A 17,840-nucleotide genomic window follows, 5' to 3' on the forward strand; every position below is an offset into this window, starting at 1 on the left:
GTTTAAATTCCTCATTGTACCTTTGCCGTTGTTCACCCATTGTGAACACCTCCTCGTTATTTCTATTATCTTATTCTGTTAACGAGGTGTCCACATATTATACTAGCTGCAGGCGTAACGCTAAAGTGTTCAATTCCTGAGGAACCATCCATTTATGGAGTTAATAGCGTTATGGCTGACCTTAATTTGCAGCTGTGGCGGCTTTAGAGCGGAATAGCGTTGTACGATAACGTTATATGTAGTGCTGCATGGCCTTGTCGCCTAAACGGTAGGTACGAATGCGATTGGAGCCTGATGCAGGAAGCAGCAACTCAGATTGGACCAATTCGTGAAGCAATTTCCGAGCATGCTGTTCCCTAATGGCAAGGAGCTCGCATACCTCTTGAGGCATGAAAGGTCTCTGTATTTGTGTGGCGAAACGAAGAATTTCCCGCTGTTTTAATGAAAGATTCACATTGGTAGTCGCACCACCACCATATAACTTGCCTAACACTTGCTGGATGAGTTGCTGACAGCGTCGCGGCTTTTCTTTGATGGTGTCCAGTGGTAAACGATATATCTGCCAACCATCTAGCATCAATTGATTTTGTCTTTCGCGCTCGTATTCAAAGCTTCGACGAGTCACCTGTTTGCCATGCGAGCTGAAATCGTCCACTTCCCAATTGATTAAATAGGGAGGTCTGATATAGGCGAAGTCTAAATAGAAGAATCCGTCCCGAAAATTTGGTAACCTCATACTCTGCATGCAAAAAGTCTAAGTTGCCTACGGCAGGCAGCCATAAATCATGTACAAATAACGCATGTCCTTCATTTAATCGACGGAGAGCTTCACCAGTAAGACTTTTCCTCTGTTTGTCCAACCATGCCTCGTATATGTCCATGAACATTCCCCCCAGATAAGAGCAAAAAACACCGCGCCTTCCCGTTAGGGAGGGAGCGGTGTGCTTCACGCGCGTTGATATGTAACTCCTACTATAGATGGAAAGCAGCACGTTGTCACTAACTTTGAACAAAAATGTTGTTTCACTCTATGAAAATGGTATAACCACTCATCCCCTTAAATTTGTAAGGGGTGAACCCCACATGTTTCTTAAAGAGTTGGCAGAAGTACGAGAAGTTACCTAATCCGACGGACTCCCCGATATCTTGAACGGACATATCCGTCGTGCGCAGCAGCCAACAGGCTTGTCGGATCCGGCGGGCCGTCAAGTACTCGGTTATCGTGCTGCCAATAGATTGATGAAAGGTGGCAGATACATGGTTTGGTGTCAGGTGAACCGCTGAGGCTAGCTCATCGAGTTTGAAAGGCTCCATGTAATGGGCCTCGATCCACGCAAGCATTCGCTCGGCGGTTGAAGAGTTTTTGGGCGTAGGCAGGGGAACAGAATCAGACTGTGAGAAAGCAGCTTTATCTGAGTCCGTGCGCAGCTGATGCACGAAAGCTGTTAGGAACAGCAACTGTTCTTCCAACAGTCGCTCTGGACCTCGATCTTTGGCTGCATCAAGCCGTGGCATATAGCTGCGAAACATCGCTTCAAGCGCCGAAAGATCATCGCTTCGGAACGCTTGCGGCACGAGGGGCTCCTTCCAAAGCTTTCGGAGAAAATCGCGAAGAGCTGGGAAGGCAGAGAGTGCTGCCTCAAGCACAACAGGTTCAAGTACGAATAGCGATCGGATGTAGCTATCCTGAGGCAAATTATGAATTCGAATGCGATGCAGCTGAAACGGTCTGAAGCAGAAAATCGTGCCAGGCTGCAGCTCGACAATTTGTTGTTCTATTACGACAAACCCAGTGCCTTCGTGGACGACGAGAAGCTCCATACCCTGATGGGCATGAAACACTTCCTCGAATGAGTTTGTCCGATCTTTAAAAAACGATAATTGCACAGGATGCACATTTAAGTTTAAGTAATTCATCAGCTTCAAGGGGGAATCACCTCATCGTATTCTAACAACATTTTATCATAAGAGGGCTAAACTTTTTCAGCCATTTTTTTGATACGATGAAGACAAGTGAAAGCGCAACTAGGAGGAGTCATTTTACATGTTGAAGCAACGTTTAATAGAGCAATGGGAGCACTATCGCGGATCTTTAGGCGGGGTTTGGGAGGTATGGCGTTCAGACAAGCTGCAAAATCATTATAATGTGCCGTGGGAATCGGTTACGCTTCCACACACGTATAACGGATATGATGTGATGGATCCCGATCATAAATATTATCAAGGACAAGGTTGGTACCGGAACAAGCTGGAGGTAAATAATCCTTATCCGAAGGGCAGAACACTGCTGCATTTTGAAGGGGCAGGGCAGCGCACAGATGTGTATGTCTACACGGAAAAGGTGGATTCCCATCTAGGCGGGTATGACGAGTTTACGGTTGATATTTCTGAAGCGGTTGAGCGAGCCCAAGGCATAGAACGTTATGCAGGACTTGTGCCTGTCGCAATCGGTTGTGATAACAGCCGTGAGTTGGAGACGATTCCTTCGGATGCGAGTGATTTTAATCTATATGGCGGTGTGTATCGTTATCTGAATCTCGTCTATGTACCGCAGATTTCCTTGGCTCAAGTGCATGTGGAATCACAACTAGAAGACGTTTCTGAGCAAACTTCAAGAAGTGGGAAAGTCAGTGTACGTGCGAAGTTGTACAATCCGGATCAGCTGGCTGAGACGATCAAACTCTCCATTGTGCTGAAGCAGCAGGATGGGACGATTGTTGGGCAAACAGAGCTATCGTTGCCAACTTGGCAGGATGAGCAGGAGATCGCGGTCTTCTATGTGCAGGATCCACATTTGTGGTCAGTTTCAGATCCTTATTTATTCGACTGCTCCGTCGTCCTCCAATGTGAGGATGGCGAAACGACAAGTCAAGAACGGTTCGGCTTCCGGACATTTGAATTTGTGAAACAAGGTCCGTTTAAGCTCAACGGCGAGCGTCTCTTGCTGCGCGGTACACACCGTCATGAAGATCATGCAGCAGTTGGGGCAGCCATGACGGAAGCGATGATTCGTGAAGAAATGCAGCTCATTAAAGCCATGGGGGCTAATTTCATTCGCCTTGGACATTATCAGCAGTCGCGTATTGTCCTAGACCTGTGTGACGAGTTAGGGATTCTCGTTTGGGAAGAAATCCCTTGGTGCCGTGGCGGTCTAGGCGGCCCAGAGTACCGCGAGCAATGTATAGATATGCTTACGGACATGATTGCACAGCATTATAACCATCCATCCGTTATTTTATGGGGATTGGGCAATGAGAACGACTGGGAGTGCGATTTTGATCATTTCGATCAGCAAGAAATTCGCACTTTTATGAAAGCGTTGCATGATCTGTCGCATCAACTGGACCCAAGTCGCTTAACGGCGATTCGTCGATGTGAATTTTGTAAGGATATTATCGATGTGTACTCCCCTTCTATTTGGGCAGGATGGTATCGTGGCGTCTATACCGACTATGAATCAAGCTGTCAGACCGCGTTTGAGAATGTAGACTCATTCTTCCATATGGAGTGGGGCGCGGACAATTTGCCAACTCGGCATGTGGAGAAACCGTTCACGGGCTTTGCTTTTATGACAAATTCGGATGGCGTCACGGATGAGCGTGATGGGGATTACTTGTTGACGGGTGGCGAACCTCGCGTATCACGTGATGGCGATTGGTCGGAAACGTATTTCTGTGACATGATCGATTGGTACTTGAAATCACAGGAGAAGATGGATTGGCTGACAGGTGCAGCGCAGTGGTCATTCAAAGATTTCGCAACACCAGTTCGGCCGGATTCCCCAATTCCCTATTTGAATATGAAAGGGATCGTCGAGCGCGATCTGACACCGAAAGAAGCCTTCTATGTGTTCCAATCCTATTGGTCTGACAAGCCGATGGTTCGTATCTACGGGCATACAATGCCGACTCGCTGGGGCATAGAGGGCGAACGTAAGCTTATCAAGGTGTACTCGAACGCGTCAGAGGTTGAGCTTTTCCTAAACGGAGTGAGCTTGGGCGTGAAGAAGCGTGATTCACAAGACTTCCCTTGCGCAGGTCTTCGTTGGGAAACAGCGTTGACCGCTGGTGTATATCATCTGCGTGCTGAGGCCATCGTGGAAGGCGAGGGCCTCAGCGACGAGCTGCAATTCACCTATCAATCGGACGCATGGGGTGAGCCTACCGAGATCCAACTAACGACGGAAACCTTAGCGGATGGACGTGTGTATGCAGAAGTCCGGGCTTATGATGCGAAAGGCATCTTCTGCCCCGATTCAGCTTTATTTGTTCGATTTGGATTAGCTGGAGATGGGAAACTCCTTGATAATCTTGGTACAATTCGTGGTTCAAGACAGGTTCAGCTCGCCAGTGGTCGTGCAGGAATTTTCTTAGACCCTACGGGAGGCTTACCTGCTGGCATAACGGTCACGGATTTCGTGAGTGCAGGTGGCCCAGCATCCTCTTTGGCCACCAAATCCAAAGGTGATCGTGTAGCACAGCGGAGTTACACATCTGTTATTAGTGCTGCATGCGAAGGGATGTCTACAGTAACAGCAATCATAGAAGTTGTGAAGTAAACCCACTTAGAGGAGGATGTTAAGATGAGTGAACTTAAACACGCCGTAAACTGGCAGAACGCACAGAAGCTTGGGGATATTTTGCCTGATGTATGGAAAGAGCTTCAAGTGAAGGTTGATCGCATGATCGAACAAATTGGGGACAAATCCCCCCACGTAGCCAAAGAAGACGGTATCTATGATGATATGCGGGTCGATTGGTGGACTTCAGGCTTCTGGCCAGGAATTCTATGGATTATGCATGAGATGACAGGCAAAGACCACTACAAAGAAGCAGCTTGGGAGTGGGATGGTAAGTTCGAGCAAAAAAGTATTCAAGATCATAATTTCCATCATGACGTGGGTTTCCAATACTTGCCGACAGCGGTGATTAAACATAAGCTGACTGGGGATACAGATGGCTTGCGTCGCGGCCTTCAAGCAGCTAATTTCCTGGCAGGTCGTTTCAATATGGCAGGTAACTTCCTTCGCGCTTGGAACCAAGATAAGCATGGGTGGGCGATTGTTGATTCCACGATGAATTTGTCTATTTTATTTTGGGCAGCAGAAACGATAGGAGATCCGCGCTTTGAACATATTGGAAGAGCACATGCCGATACGGTTGTGGAGAAGTTCATCCGGGAAGACGGCTCCGTTAATCATATCCTAAGTTTCGATCCGCAGACTGGTGAGCTTATCGAATCGCTTGGCGGACAAGGATTCGGGCCACAATCGGCTTGGAGCCGAGGAGCATCGTGGGCTCTGCATGGCTTAGCCAATGTATACCGCTTTACAGGAGACGCTAAGTATTTAAAAGCTGCACAGCGCGTAGCGAACTACTTCTTGGCTTGTCTGCCAGAGGATGGCGTAGCACATTGGGACTTCCGCGCAGACGAGTCGCTGGATAACGAGCCAAGAGATACCTCTGCCGCTACCTGTGCTGCTTCCGGATTAATTGAATTAGCTGCCTTCCTGCCGCCATCCGAAGGTGCCGTCTACCGTAATGCGGCTGAACGTACGCTATTGTCACTTACGCAGAAGTATGCGACATGGGATAAGCCAGAGCATCAAGCTATTCTACTAGAGGGTACAGGGCATAAGCCGGCTGGTCAGAACGTAAACGTTTCGCTCATCTATGGAGATTACTATTATGTTGAGGCTTTAGCTAAATTACAGGGCTGGAAGCATCGGATATTCTAATTGAGCAGTAAGTTAGTACAACACCACTTTTCTTTTTCAATAAGGGAAAGCGGTGTTTCTTTTTGCTTTTCGTGTATAATGAATTGAAATCAATTCCATGCGAACACGGGGGACTAGCTGTGACAATGAAAAACTTACGATTTAGCAAACGGAGTGTCATGGTGAATTGGCTCATTTCCTACATGTCTGTACTGCTCGTTCCAATCCTGATCAGCGGGATTATTTATACGGCAACTTGGCATGTGATTGAATCGGAAGTTAATCGCGCCAATGAATCGCTGCTCAAACAGATTGAGCAAGCGATTGACAGTAATTTGGCTGGTATCGAACGCTTAAGTGTTGAGATGGCGCTAAGCAAACGCCTTGCAGGATTCATTACGGTATCCAAACCGTTGAAAGATGAGCAATATTATGACGTCGTTGAAATCGTTGACGATCTGCGCAAATACAAAGTGGCCAATGATTATATCGATCAAATTTATGTGTATTACAAAAATAGTGATACGGTCGTCTCCACACGCGATCATATTAACAGCCGCCAATTATATGAAAGAGTTCGGACTCGCGAAGACATGAGCTATGAGGAATGGCAAGCTACTTTTGATAAAAGATATATTCAAGAGTACTCACCAGTGACGATTCGCGAAGATGGACAGGCGGTGAAAGCCGTGATGTATGCCAAATCAATTATTCTCGATACACCAGAACAGCCTGGTGCAATTATCTTATTTACGATTAAAGATTCGAAACTGCTTGAGAATATCATGCCAGCGAATCATTCGTCTATCGCGGTACTCGACCGCCAGAATCGCTTAATTGCTTCAACAGGATTAGATAAAGATCCAGATTTTCTATCTCTCGATAAGCTCACAAGTGAGAACGGTTTCTTTTATGATAAATTGATAGACAAACAGTATGCGGTTTCGTATACAACTTCCAATAGAGCTGGCTGGAAATACATTTCGATGATGCCTGCGGACCTTTTTGATGAAAAAATGAAGTATGTCAAAAACCTGATCTCGATCAGTATCGCGCTCAGTCTCCTGATTGGTGGTATTGTCACATTTTTGATGCTCAAACGTAATTATGATCCGATAAGCAAGCTGATTAGAAGTTTATCTACGCGATCTAGCATTTCTTTCAAGGAAGGCTCTAATGAGTATGGTTATCTGCAAGCAGCGCTGAATGATACCTTCACGGAGAAGGAGCAAATCGGTCAACGTCTGGAGCAGCATCGGGACACGATTCGTTCCCATTTCCTCCAAGGCTTACTAAAAGGCTCACTAGAGCGTAATGTACCTGTGCATGAATCACTTGCGGTTCATAATATGGAGCTGGCGACTTCCCATTTTGCTGTATTACTGTTTCAAGTTGATCATTATGGCAAATTGGAGTCCACCGAGTTTGCTTTCGCCGAGAAGATCAAGCATGTTCAGTTTATTATTATGAATGTCGCAGAGGAAGTTGTTGGCATTCAGCACCAAGCCTTTTCAACGGAGTTAGACAATTTACAAGCGTGTATCATTAATTTTAAAAAGAACCCTGAATCGGATGAGGTACAAGATATCGCTGAGCAAGTGAAAGCGTTCATGTTGGAGCATTTTCATGTGCATTTGACCATCGCTATTAGCCGCATTCATCAAGAATTGGCTGGCATCCCAGTTGCTTATCAAGAAGCACTTTCGGCACTTGAATATCGAATGGTGATGGGAAGCGGCGAAATCATTCGTTATAATGATTTGCCGGATGCGGAAACGGAACGGGAATCGAGCTATTATTATCCCTTGCATGTGGAACAGCAGCTCATCAATTTTGTGAAAACGGGTGACTACGATCAGTCGAAAGCGATGATTGATGAGATTATCGAAATCAACGTATCCAGTGCATCCTTATCGGTACCTCTGGCGAAATGCTTGATGTTCGATCTTATTTCTACCATGCTCAAAACCATTGATGAAATCGGCGCAAGCAATAAGCGGGAATTCATGAATCAGGTTAACCCCATTGACCGTTTAACGGCGTGTACAACAATTAAAGATATGAGAGTACAGATCAGCGATGTGTTGAAGCAAGTATGTCAATCTATTCAAGAAGAACGCAAGCAGGATCATAATCAACTCAGTCAACAAATCATTGCCTATGTGAAAGAGAACTTCAGTTCTACGGATTTAAATATTACGATGATCGGGGATGTGTTCAACTTAACCCCTTCCTATTTATCAAAGCAATTTAAAGCTCAGACAGGTGAAGCCTTGCTCGAACACATCAACAAGACGCGGATTGAAGAAGCGAAAAAGCTTTTAGCCGTACAATCCACCTCCATCGTGGACATTGCTAGACGAGTGGGCTATGAGGATATCAATACGTTCAATCGTATTTTCAAGAAATATGAAGGAATTACACCTGGGAAATACAAAGACTTTGTATAGCCTAGCTGGGGAAGTTGCCACCATTTGTGTGGCTTTTTCTCTTTTTACACGTGAGTTCCAATTTTAATGATGTGAAAATACAGATTTTGATGATGGTTTTCTGTTTTTGATGATACCCAAACAGCGCTTTACTTCGCATAATAACGTTATCGGTGCACCACACCAGACAGTGTGAGCTGCATGAGCAAGTAGGAATACGCATTCACGAGGGGGATATCTATGAAAAAGCAGATGAAGACAATTGGAACGACACTCTCCATTATCTTGGCAACAACAAGCTTATTAGCCGCATGTTCGAAAGAAGAAGCGAGCAGCACACCGAAAGCATCGTCGTCATCCGCACCAGCGGTTCAAGCAGCGAAGTATCCAATTGCAAGCGCAGGAACGATCAGCTCGTGGGAAGAAATTAATCCGAACATCACCTCCATTGTTCCTAATTTAGGAGAATCAGCCTTTGGGAAACAACTAGAAAAGGATACAGGTGTTAAGGTTAAATATACGCATCCTGCCGACGGTCAGAAGAAGGAGCAATTCAATCTTTTAGTCGCTTCCAACAATTTAACCGATGTTATTGAATATGATTGGAGCAAAGAATATCCAGGCGGTCCTGAGAAGGCAATCGCGGATAAGATGATCATTCCTTTGAACGATCTGATTGATAAGTTCGCACCGAATTTGAAAAAGCTCTTACAAACAGATAAAGAGTTGGACAAAATGCTGAAGACGGACAGCGGCAAATACTACGTATTCCCGATGATTCGTCCGGATAACGGCCTCGTATTCCGTGGTCCGATTCTTCGAAAAGACTGGTTGGATGAACTCAGCTTGCCTGTACCAACTACGATTGATGAATGGTACACCGTGTTGAAAGCGTTTAAAGAAAAGAAAGGCGCAATCGCTCCTTTCACTGCGCAATACAACACAGGCGACCAGATCAATATTCAGGATGCCTTCATTGGTGCGTTCAAAACAGCGAATCGTTACTACATTGACGATCAAGGCAAAGTGAAGTATGGTCCGATTGATCCACAGTTCAAGGAAGTTCTGACTCTTTTCCGCAAATGGTATGCAGAGGGTCTAATTGATAAAGATTTTGCTTTGAATACGGACTCCAAATCGCTGGATAACAGAATGCTTAGCAACCAATCAGGTGCGACTGTAGGTCTGCTTAGTGTAATCGGCCGCTGGATGGATACGGCGAAGAAGAAAGAGGCGAGCTACCATCTCGTCGCAGCACCTTATCCAACGTTGAAGAAAGGTGAGCGTGCTTTTATCGGACAACGTGATTTCAAATACAATCCATTAGCGAGTAAAGCTGTAACGACAGCTGCTAAGGATCCGGAACTCGCAGTGAAGTGGATGGATTATGCTTATAGTGAGAAAGGGGCTTCGCTGTTTAACTTCGGTATCGAAGGCGAAAGCTTCAACCTCGTGAGTGGCGTGCCGACGTGGTCTGACAAAATTACAAAGGATCCTAAGTTGAACCTACAGCAAATGGTTTCGCAATATACAAAGCCAAATGGGCCGTTCTTGGGTGATTCCAGAAAGAATTTCAACACGTATCCTGAGCAAAACGATGCTATGAAAGTTTGGGCTGAAACAGATGCCGTTAAGCACGTGATGCCGACTTTCATTACGCCAACGGTTGAGGAAAGTAAGGAAATTGCTAAGCTGAACACCGCGATCAGCTCCTATAAAGAAGAAATGTTTATTAAGTTTGTCATGGGCAAGGAGCCAATTGAAAAATTCGACGAGTATGTGAAGCGCATTCAAGAGATGGGCAGTGACAAAGTGCTCAAAATTTATCAAGACGCTTTCGATCGTTACAACAAACGCTAAGTATTGGACAGAGGACGTGTCGGCCAGTGGCTGGCACGTTTATCTTTAAGAAGACTGTTGAAGGGTGGACTATGATATGGAAGCTATCAAACATGAATCGACACCTGTTTTCTTAGCCAATAAGGGGAAGAAAGCGGGCACCAAACTCGGTCTGATTCTCGATATACGTAAAAATAAATACTTGTATGTGATGCTGTTGCCTGTTTTGCTGTATTACTGTGTGTTTCATTATGCACCGATGTACGGGGCTATCATCGCGTTTAAAGATTTCTCGCCAAGACTTGGCATCCTCGGGAGCGAGTGGGTGGGCTTTGACAATTTTCAAACGTTTTTTTCCGGACCTTATTTTTGGCGAACGATTAAAAATACGCTGCTTATCTCCTTAAATGAGCTTATTTTCGGCTTTCCAGCTCCGATTATTTTAGCGCTGCTGCTCAATGAAGTGAAGAATGCTTTGTTTAAACGCAGCGTTCAAACATTGACTTATATGCCTCACTTTATTTCACTCGTTGTTATTTGCGGCATTTTGAAAGATTTTACGTCCAGCGAAGGCGTTATCAATGATTTGATCGCTTGGATGGGTGGAGAACGTACAACGTTTTTGCTTGAAGCAGATATGTTTCGTCCGATCTATGTATCTTCCGGTGTCTGGCAGCATATCGGTTGGGGCACGATTATTTACCTAGCGGCTTTAACGGGCATTGATCAAGAACAGTATGAAGCAGCACGCATTGACGGCGCAGGTCGCTGGAAGCAGGCGATTCACGTGACGATCCCGGGCATTATGCCGACGATTATTATTTTGCTCATCCTTGAAATGGGGAAAATGATGAACGTAGGCTTTGAAAAAATTATTTTACTGTACAATCCAGGCACGTATGAAACAGCGGATGTCATATCCTCTTATGTATACAGAGTAGGGTTGCAAGAGTTCAATTACAGCTTCAGCTCCGCCGTTGGTTTATTTAATTCCGTCATCAATTTCACGCTGCTTATTTGTTCCAATTGGATAAGTCGGAAATTAAATAATACGAGTCTATGGTAGACAGGGAGGAGGATGGACATGGAAATTAATATGAAAGCTAAAATAAAAAAGAACAGACCTTCGTTGGGTGAACGAAGTTTTGATTGGAGTAATACGCTGTTTTTGACCATTCTCATGATCGTGACGATTTATCCAATTATTTATGTTGCGCTGGCTTCGATTAGTGATCCTAGTGAGCTCATGGCGTACAGTGGCATGCTTTGGAAACCGCTTGGCTTCTCACTGGAAGCGTATAAGAGTGTTTTTGAGAATCCGATGATTTTAAAAGGTTATGGCAATACGTTTTTTGTTGTTATCGTAGGGCTTGTATTCAACATCTTGCTGACTTCATTAGGGGCCTATGCCCTTTCACGCAAAAGTTTGCAATATCGCAAGCAAATCATGCTGTTTATCGTGTTTACGATGTTTTTCAGCGGTGGACTGATCCCTTTTTATTTGACGGTAAAAGGGGTTGGGCTGAATAACTCATTATGGGCAATTATTATTCCGCATGCGATTAATACATTTAATTTGATCCTGATGAAAACCGCGTTTGAAGCGATCCCAGATGCCTTAGAGGAATCCGCAAAGATTGACGGTGCGAACGACTTTGTTATTTTGTTCCGCATTATTTTACCGCTATCGATGCCTGTCATTGCGGTTATGCTGCTCTATTATGGTGTAAGCCATTGGAACTCCTGGTTCCATGCGATGATCTTTTTGCAGGACCGCAGCTTGTACCCGCTCCAGCTCATATTACGAGAAATATTGTTGAAGGGTGAAGCTAGCTCGATGACAGGTGGGGCTTCAGCAGACGATGTAGCGATGCTCTCTGCGACTTTGAAATATGCGACGATCATTGTTGCTACCGTGCCAATTCTTCTGGTGTATCCGTTCCTGCAGAAATATTTTGTCAAAGGTGCACTGATCGGAGCTATTAAGGGATAGGAGGTACGCTGGCATGGCAAGCAGTCAGATTAACGAGATTGAATTAGATGTAGATTGGCAAAAGTTTCTGGCACCGAACGACATGGAATGGGTTGTCAAGCCGGTTAGCTGGGATGAAGGTGCGTTCATCGGGAATGGGCTTATCGGTGCCATGATTTACGGTGAAGAGCATGCGAAGAAACGAAATGTGCTTCGTTTCGTGACGGGACGCACAGATGTCATCGCGACGCGGACGGATCGTCCAGGATTTCCACCTCGTGTACCGATCGGTGAGCTGGACTTGGAGCTGGAAGGGATGATCTATCATCCGACGCAGCTGCGGTTGAATTTGTGGAACGCGGAAGTCAGTGGCCGGATCACAACAACGAAAGGCGAAGTGAAGCTTCGTGCTTTTGTTCATAGTGAAGAACCTGTCCTCTGTGTGGAGATTGAAACGCTGCGTGGAGAGACAGGGGTAGAATTACAGTGGTATCCGCATGCGGAGGTTGACCCTATATTGGTGAATGCGGATGGCATCAACTTAAACCAGTTCATTCCTGATGTTCAAGTTGAGAAGACGTTCCAGAATGAGGCAGCTGTCACTGTTCAAACGTATACGACGAATGAAGGCTGTGTAACGGCGCTCAAAGAAGTGCGATTGTCCGAGACGCGAAGAGTGTGGTATTTGTCAGTCGCCAAGGGCTGTGATGATCAAGCACGGGAAGAGGCTGTTCATGCGGTTATGAAAGCAGCCTCTACGACGTATGAGGAATGGATGGCTTCTCATCGTGCTTGGTGGCATCAGTATTATCAGCTAAGCTTTATCTCCATTCCGGATGGCCAACTAGAAAGTTTCTATTGGATTCAAATGTACAAACTGGCATCGGCAACAAGGGCTGATAAGCCGTTAATCGATAATCAAGGGCCATGGCTTGCGCCGACCCCTTGGGCAGGCGTCTGGTTTAACATGAATGTGCAAATGAGTTATTCACCTGTCTACACGTCTGGACGTTTAGCCATCGGAGAATCGCTTGTGCGCGCGTTTGAGGATCATTTTGAGCAATTAATACGCAATGTGCCTGAAGAGTTCCAACATGATTCCGCTGGACTTGGACGCAGCTGCAGTTTTGATCTAGATAGTCCCGTCGATGACGAAGTCGGGAATTTGACTTGGATATGCCATAGCTTGTGGAGGCACTATCGTTATACGATGGATGAACGCTTGCTCAAGGATACTCTTTATCCAATCCTGCGTAGAAGTATCAATTACTATATTCATCTGCTTGAGGAAGGAGAAGATGGGCGATTACATCTGCCTCCGACGATTTCTCCGGAATATGGTTCTTTTATGAAAACGAAAGTGAGTGATTGCCATTACGATTTGGCTCTCCTGCGTTGGGGCTGCGAAACGCTGTTGAGCATTTGTGATCGCGTGCAGACGGAAGATTGTAGTGATAATGACAATGACAATGACAATGACAATCCGCTTCGAGAAAAATGGCGCAACGTATTGGAGAGATTAACACCGCTGCCAGTAGATGAGACGGGCTTTATGGTGGGGAAAGATACGCCGCTTGCGTACGGTCATAGACATTTTAGTCATTTACTAGCTGTATTCCCGCTTCATTTAATTGGATGTGATCGTGAAGAGGATCGAGAGCTCATTGCCAAGTCGCTGCATCATTGGATTCAAAAGGAAGGCGATCTCCGTGGGTTCAGCTTAACAGGCGCTGCCTCCATAGCAGCAACCTTAGGCAGAGGAAGCGAGGCCCTGCGGTATTTGAAAGCGCTGATGCCGATCTTGAAGCCGAACACGATGTATAAAGAAGCTGGTCCCGTCATAGAGACGCCGCTAGCAGGAGCAGAAGCGATTCAAGACATGCTGCTCCAAAGCTGGGGTGGAACCTTACGCGTGTTCCCGGCAGTGCCGGAGGAATGGCGCGAAGCTGCTTTTCATGACTTACGTGCAGAGGGCTCGTTCTTGGTAAGCGCTGTGCGGAAGGAAGGACGTACCACATGGATTCGCGTGAAAAGCTTGGCAGGTGAGCCCTGCCTGATTAAGACGGGATGGCATGGTATCATTCGATGTCAAATCACTGGCAGCGAGGATGCTTACGTTACGGTATTAGATGATACCGAGGAGCTCATTGAAATTCATTTGGCGATGGGGGAAGAAGTTATTCTCTACCCAAGTGTTGAAAGACCGGAGCTAACGATTCAAGAGGTCCGTGAGGTTGGAAGAGCGATCCGCCCGTTTGGCGGATTGAAGCCTTGGCGATTGTTTGGGTTTCCGGCGATAGATGATGGTGACGGCGAGGGTATGGTGAGATGAAGCGCGACGTCTAGGGCAAGGCGAGATAAAGCGCGACGCCAAGGATATGGTGCTGTCAGCTGCCTGCTTGCGCACAAGAATTGTGCTCAAGGGTGTCGTAGCAGCTGTCAGCTGCCTGCTTGCGCACAAAAATTGTGCTCAAGAGCGTCGCCGCAGCTGTCAGCTGCCTGCTTGCGCACAAAAATTGTGCTCAAGGGCCCCGTAGCAGCTGTCAGCTACTTGCTTGCGCACAAAAATTGTGCTCAAGAGCGTCGACGGAGCTGTCAGCTGCCTGCTAGCGCACAAAAATTGTGCTCAAGAGCGTCGACGCAGCTGTCAGCTGCTTGCTAGAGCACAAAAATTGTACTCAAGGACGCCGTAGCAGCTGTCAGCTGCCTGCTTGCGCACAAAAATTGTGCTCAAGGGCCCCGTAGCAGCTGCCAGCTACGTGCTTGCGCACAAGAATTGTGCTCAAGAGCGTCGTAGCAGCTGTCAGCTGCCTGCTTGCGCACAAGAATTGTGCTCAAGAGCGTCGTAGCAGCTGTCAGCTACTTGCTTGCGCACAAAAATTGTGCTCAAGAGCGTCGACGCAGCTGTCAGCTGCCTGCTTGCGCACAAAAATTGTGCTCAAGGACGCCGTAGCAGCTGTCAGCTGCTTGCTAGCGCACAAAAATTGTGCTCAAGAGCGTCGACGCAGCTGTCAGCTGCTTGCTTGCGCACAATAATAGTGCTCAAGCACGTCAACGTGGATTAATCCGGTGTTCACATGAATGTCCCACGCATCGTACACCAAAAAAGATCCACCCTGCCACTTACCGCAGAGGTGGATCTTTCATTTCCGACTTGTGAAATTTACGCCATGCTTTTTCGCGAGCACATAGAATCCATATACCCCAGAAACAGCGATGAAGTAACTGAGCAAGGTCCAACCGATCGTCCAGCCGTGACCATATTCAACTTTACCGAGGAGATAAGCGATATATTCAAGGAAAGTCAATAGGATAGAAAGTGAAAGTAGGATCATGAACGGATGCTTTTTTTTGAAATCTATCCAGTAGATCCCGACACAGGCAGCCAAGGGATAGAGACCAATGTCAAAAGGGAGCGCAGAAATCGTTTCATCATCCTCAATTTTAGGTGTGAAATCCCAAAATTCAACGTGATAGCCAAAAGCGTTAATCAGGGAAGAAATGATGGCAGAGACCGGAAAAATAACTATCGCAATGGTCGGTGCTTTCTTGTACCACGCGAGAGCAAATAACCACGGAATAATAAAACCTATAAGGATATTTACAAGTATACGTCCCACTCCTCTTGATCGTAGTTACTATCAAGTATGACCCGTACTTTTCAACTTAAACCCTTATAGCTTATACTTCTAATAGACGCTTGGCTTTGTTTCACCTTGTTGTGAGCACCCTAGTCCTGAATAACGGAGATCGTTTTTTCCCCTCCGACATAAATATGATTCGTACGCGGGTTCAAAAGCAAAGACCCTGAGCCTTTGCCGACACGGAGTTGTGTAAGCGGATTCAGACTGCTGCCATTATACACCTTTAACGGAACTGTTCCTGTCTCTGTAGATGCTGAAACGAACAAATGGTTCGTCCTCGGATTAATCAGCACATCCGAAAAAGTTGGCACCGTTAACGTGTTAATGATCTTGTTGGTCTTGCTGCAAAGGACAAAGAGTCGGCCTTTTATAGAAATTTGTGCGCTTGAGATATAGATTCGGTTTGTAAGGGGATTTATCGTGATATCCCTTTGAAGTCGGCCAAGTTGAATTCTACGAACTTTCATCGTGCGAAGGTCTACAACTGAACAGTACCGGCTTAAGTTATTTGCCACATATAGTTGTTGGGTTTTCCTATCCAGCACGGGTGTGATGACGGGGTTTCTTCCGACTTTTACGGTACTAACAATTTTATTAGTAAATCCATTAATGACGGACAAAGAATCCGTAGTTGTATTTGTTACATAGATGCGGTTGGCCCATTCATTGACAAGAAGCTGAGAGGGACGTCCGATAAATGAAATGCGTCTGTAGACTCCATTGGTCTGTCCATTTATGACGACGACATCGGCCTTCTTTGAGCTTAAAGAGATCGTCGATACATAAACAAGATTCGTATGTGTGTTAACTGCGATATGGTCACAGCGTTCACCAACTTTGATTGTGGATATAACACGATTGGTCCGACCGTTAATGACAGATACGGTACCATCGAAGAAGTTGGATGTATAGATGCGATTCGTCCGCGTATTAACAACCAAATGAGAAGCCATCTCACCTATTGGGATAGTGGTTATGATTTTATTAGTAATCGTGTTCAGAACAGCTAGCTGATTGTCACCTTGAATAAAATAGACCCGATTCGTGATGGGATTGATTGCGAAGTGAACAGCAGGGCTGCTGACAGGAATCGTTGCAATCAGGCGTGGCAAGGATGCTTTGATTTTTTGCGTAGTTACACGGACTGCTTTACGGATAAGCATGCTGAATCCCCTCCCCCAAGACATGTGGTTCCTAAATCATATTCATGACCTTGCGGAAGGGGAACTGTTGATACAGAAGGAAGTTACCATCTTGCACAACTTTCATTGCATTGGCGCGTCAAAAAAGCAGGAAGATAACCAGCTACGAACAATATAGGAGGCGTTCATATGGAGCAGCAGTATACAGAATTAGCATTGATCTGGGATGGGAAGGCACAGCTAGGCGAAGGTCCTGTTTGGGATCACCGTACAGGTCAAATCATATGGGTTGATATCAATGGACAGTCCGTTCACTTGCTAACCCCTGCTACCGAAGCCCATCGGACCATTCAGTTGGATCAAAAGGTTGGAGCAGCTGTACCACGTAAACAAGGTGGCTTGGTACTTGCCATGGAGCGAGGCTTCCATTTGCTTGATTTGGCCTCAGAAGCATTGACCCCACTGTACGATCCAGAGAGCCATTTACCTAACAATCGATTTAATGATGGTAAATGCGACCGGGCAGGGCGCTTCTGGGCGGGAACGATGGCTCAAAGTGAGTCGGGCGTAACAGGTTCACTATATTGTTTGGACGTTGACGGTACTGTCCGTACCATCGAGGATGGCTGTATTACCGTATCTAATGGGTTAGGCTGGAGCCCGGATAACAAGACGATGTATTACATAGATTCCCCGACGCGAAAGGTAGTGGCTTATGCGTATGATGGGGAATCAGGGCATGTCTCAGATCCTCGCACCGTTATATCGATACCCGAGGGAGAAGGTTTTCCAGATGGAATGGCTGTGGATAACCGAGGGATGCTATGGATCGCGCAGTGGGGAGGATGGCAAGTAGGTTGCTACAACCCTCTAAATGGTGAAAAAATAGGTTCAATTCCTGTCCCCGTGGAGCGAACAAGCTCTTGTGCATTTGGCGGAGAACATATGGATGAATTGTATATCACAACGGCCAGTGTTGGTGTCAGCGATGAGGATAGAGAGAAGCAACCCCATGCGGGAGGACTGTTTCGAATAAAGCTAGATGTAACGGGAGCACATGCGAATTTCTATGGTGGCTAACAGCGAATATAAGGAGTC

At 46.1% G+C, this 17,840-nt stretch carries 13 protein-coding genes; 8 read left to right on the plus strand and 5 right to left on the minus strand.

Translation table 11 applies throughout. The features are described from left to right. Nucleotides 1-232: 232 nt before the first annotated feature. From AC58QT_RS00005 to AC58QT_RS00015, 3 genes are all read right to left on the minus strand, one after another. Nucleotides 233-625, minus strand: a complete 393-nt coding sequence (locus AC58QT_RS00005) for a hypothetical protein (RefSeq protein WP_497407196.1) — start codon at nt 623-625, stop codon at nt 233-235. Further along, nucleotides 606-881 carry a hypothetical protein gene (locus AC58QT_RS00010; protein WP_497407197.1) on the minus strand — a complete coding sequence of 92 codons (276 nt, stop codon included), beginning with the start codon at nt 879-881 and terminating at the stop codon, nt 606-608. Before AC58QT_RS00010 ends, AC58QT_RS00005 begins: the two co-directional genes overlap by 20 nt. A gap of 142 nt (nt 882-1,023) precedes the next feature. Next, nucleotides 1,024-1,917: a helix-turn-helix domain-containing protein gene (locus AC58QT_RS00015; protein WP_497408063.1), complete on the minus strand. Its 894-nt coding sequence runs from the start codon at nt 1,915-1,917 to the stop codon at nt 1,024-1,026. A 127-nt stretch (nt 1,918-2,044) separates the two neighbouring features. On the opposite strand from AC58QT_RS00015, the gene AC58QT_RS00020 reads away from it, so the two are divergent. The 7 genes from AC58QT_RS00020 to AC58QT_RS00050 all read left to right on the plus strand — a co-directional run bounded on the left by AC58QT_RS00020 (nt 2,045) and on the right by AC58QT_RS00050 (nt 14,288). After that, the gene (locus AC58QT_RS00020; RefSeq protein ID WP_497407198.1) at nt 2,045-4,558 is read left to right on the plus strand and encodes a glycoside hydrolase family 2 TIM barrel-domain containing protein; all 2,514 of its coding nucleotides are present in this window, start codon (nt 2,045-2,047) and stop codon (nt 4,556-4,558) included. A gap of 24 nt (nt 4,559-4,582) precedes the next feature. Continuing rightward, the gene (locus AC58QT_RS00025; RefSeq protein ID WP_497407199.1) at nt 4,583-5,737 is read left to right on the plus strand and encodes a glycoside hydrolase family 88 protein; all 1,155 of its coding nucleotides are present in this window, start codon (nt 4,583-4,585) and stop codon (nt 5,735-5,737) included. Between the two features lie 125 nt (nt 5,738-5,862). Next, nucleotides 5,863-8,166 (plus strand): helix-turn-helix domain-containing protein, encoded by a 2,304-nt coding sequence (locus tag AC58QT_RS00030; RefSeq protein WP_497408064.1) that lies wholly within the window; start codon nt 5,863-5,865, stop codon nt 8,164-8,166. 219 nt (nt 8,167-8,385) lie between these two features. After that, the gene (locus AC58QT_RS00035; RefSeq protein ID WP_497407200.1) at nt 8,386-10,005 is read left to right on the plus strand and encodes a type 2 periplasmic-binding domain-containing protein; all 1,620 of its coding nucleotides are present in this window, start codon (nt 8,386-8,388) and stop codon (nt 10,003-10,005) included. Nucleotides 10,006-10,081: 76 nt separating this feature from the next. Next, nucleotides 10,082-11,050, plus strand: a complete 969-nt coding sequence (locus AC58QT_RS00040; protein WP_497407201.1) for an ABC transporter permease — start codon at nt 10,082-10,084, stop codon at nt 11,048-11,050. 18 nt (nt 11,051-11,068) lie between these two features. Next, the gene (locus tag AC58QT_RS00045; RefSeq protein ID WP_497407202.1) at nt 11,069-11,977 is read left to right on the plus strand and encodes a carbohydrate ABC transporter permease; all 909 of its coding nucleotides are present in this window, start codon (nt 11,069-11,071) and stop codon (nt 11,975-11,977) included. 13 nt (nt 11,978-11,990) lie between these two features. Beyond that, nucleotides 11,991-14,288: a glycosyl hydrolase family 95 catalytic domain-containing protein gene (locus AC58QT_RS00050; protein WP_497407203.1), complete on the plus strand. Its 2,298-nt coding sequence runs from the start codon at nt 11,991-11,993 to the stop codon at nt 14,286-14,288. Nucleotides 14,289-15,099: 811 nt separating this feature from the next. Here the strand turns inward: AC58QT_RS00050 and AC58QT_RS00055 are convergent. Both AC58QT_RS00055 and AC58QT_RS00060 read right to left on the minus strand, forming a co-directional pair. Further along, complete coding sequence (locus AC58QT_RS00055; protein ID WP_497407204.1) at nt 15,100-15,576, minus strand: CBO0543 family protein; 477 nt, start codon at nt 15,574-15,576, stop codon at nt 15,100-15,102. 110 nt (nt 15,577-15,686) lie between these two features. After that, nucleotides 15,687-16,763 carry a YncE family protein gene (locus AC58QT_RS00060; RefSeq protein ID WP_497407205.1) on the minus strand — a complete coding sequence of 359 codons (1,077 nt, stop codon included), beginning with the start codon at nt 16,761-16,763 and terminating at the stop codon, nt 15,687-15,689. Between the two features lie 168 nt (nt 16,764-16,931). Between AC58QT_RS00060 and AC58QT_RS00065 the strand changes: the two genes are divergently transcribed. Further along, on the plus strand, nt 16,932-17,822 hold the full coding sequence (locus AC58QT_RS00065) for an SMP-30/gluconolactonase/LRE family protein (RefSeq protein ID WP_497407206.1): 891 nt from the start codon (nt 16,932-16,934) through the stop codon (nt 17,820-17,822). The last annotated feature ends 18 nt before the right edge of the window (nt 17,823-17,840 follow it).

Source organism: Paenibacillus sp. J31R109 (genome assembly GCF_059692055.1).

What these genes read in the sequence shown, in the direction of transcription:
- AC58QT_RS00050 (WP_497407203.1), top strand. Translation starts at nt 11,991, where the DNA reads ATGGCAAGCAGTCAGATTAACGAGATTGAATTAGATGTAGATTGGCAA.
- AC58QT_RS00015 (WP_497408063.1), bottom strand. Translation starts at nt 1,917, where the DNA reads ATGAATTACTTAAACTTAAATGTGCATCCTGTGCAATTATCGTTTTTT.
- AC58QT_RS00010 (WP_497407197.1), bottom strand. Translation starts at nt 881, where the DNA reads ATGGACATATACGAGGCATGGTTGGACAAACAGAGGAAAAGTCTTACT.
- AC58QT_RS00040 (WP_497407201.1), top strand. Translation starts at nt 10,082, where the DNA reads ATGGAAGCTATCAAACATGAATCGACACCTGTTTTCTTAGCCAATAAG.
- AC58QT_RS00020 (WP_497407198.1), top strand. Translation starts at nt 2,045, where the DNA reads ATGTTGAAGCAACGTTTAATAGAGCAATGGGAGCACTATCGCGGATCT.
- AC58QT_RS00065 (WP_497407206.1), top strand. Translation starts at nt 16,932, where the DNA reads ATGGAGCAGCAGTATACAGAATTAGCATTGATCTGGGATGGGAAGGCA.
- AC58QT_RS00060 (WP_497407205.1), bottom strand. Translation starts at nt 16,763, where the DNA reads ATGCTTATCCGTAAAGCAGTCCGTGTAACTACGCAAAAAATCAAAGCA.
- AC58QT_RS00035 (WP_497407200.1), top strand. Translation starts at nt 8,386, where the DNA reads ATGAAAAAGCAGATGAAGACAATTGGAACGACACTCTCCATTATCTTG.
- AC58QT_RS00025 (WP_497407199.1), top strand. Translation starts at nt 4,583, where the DNA reads ATGAGTGAACTTAAACACGCCGTAAACTGGCAGAACGCACAGAAGCTT.
- AC58QT_RS00045 (WP_497407202.1), top strand. Translation starts at nt 11,069, where the DNA reads ATGGAAATTAATATGAAAGCTAAAATAAAAAAGAACAGACCTTCGTTG.
- AC58QT_RS00030 (WP_497408064.1), top strand. Translation starts at nt 5,863, where the DNA reads ATGAAAAACTTACGATTTAGCAAACGGAGTGTCATGGTGAATTGGCTC.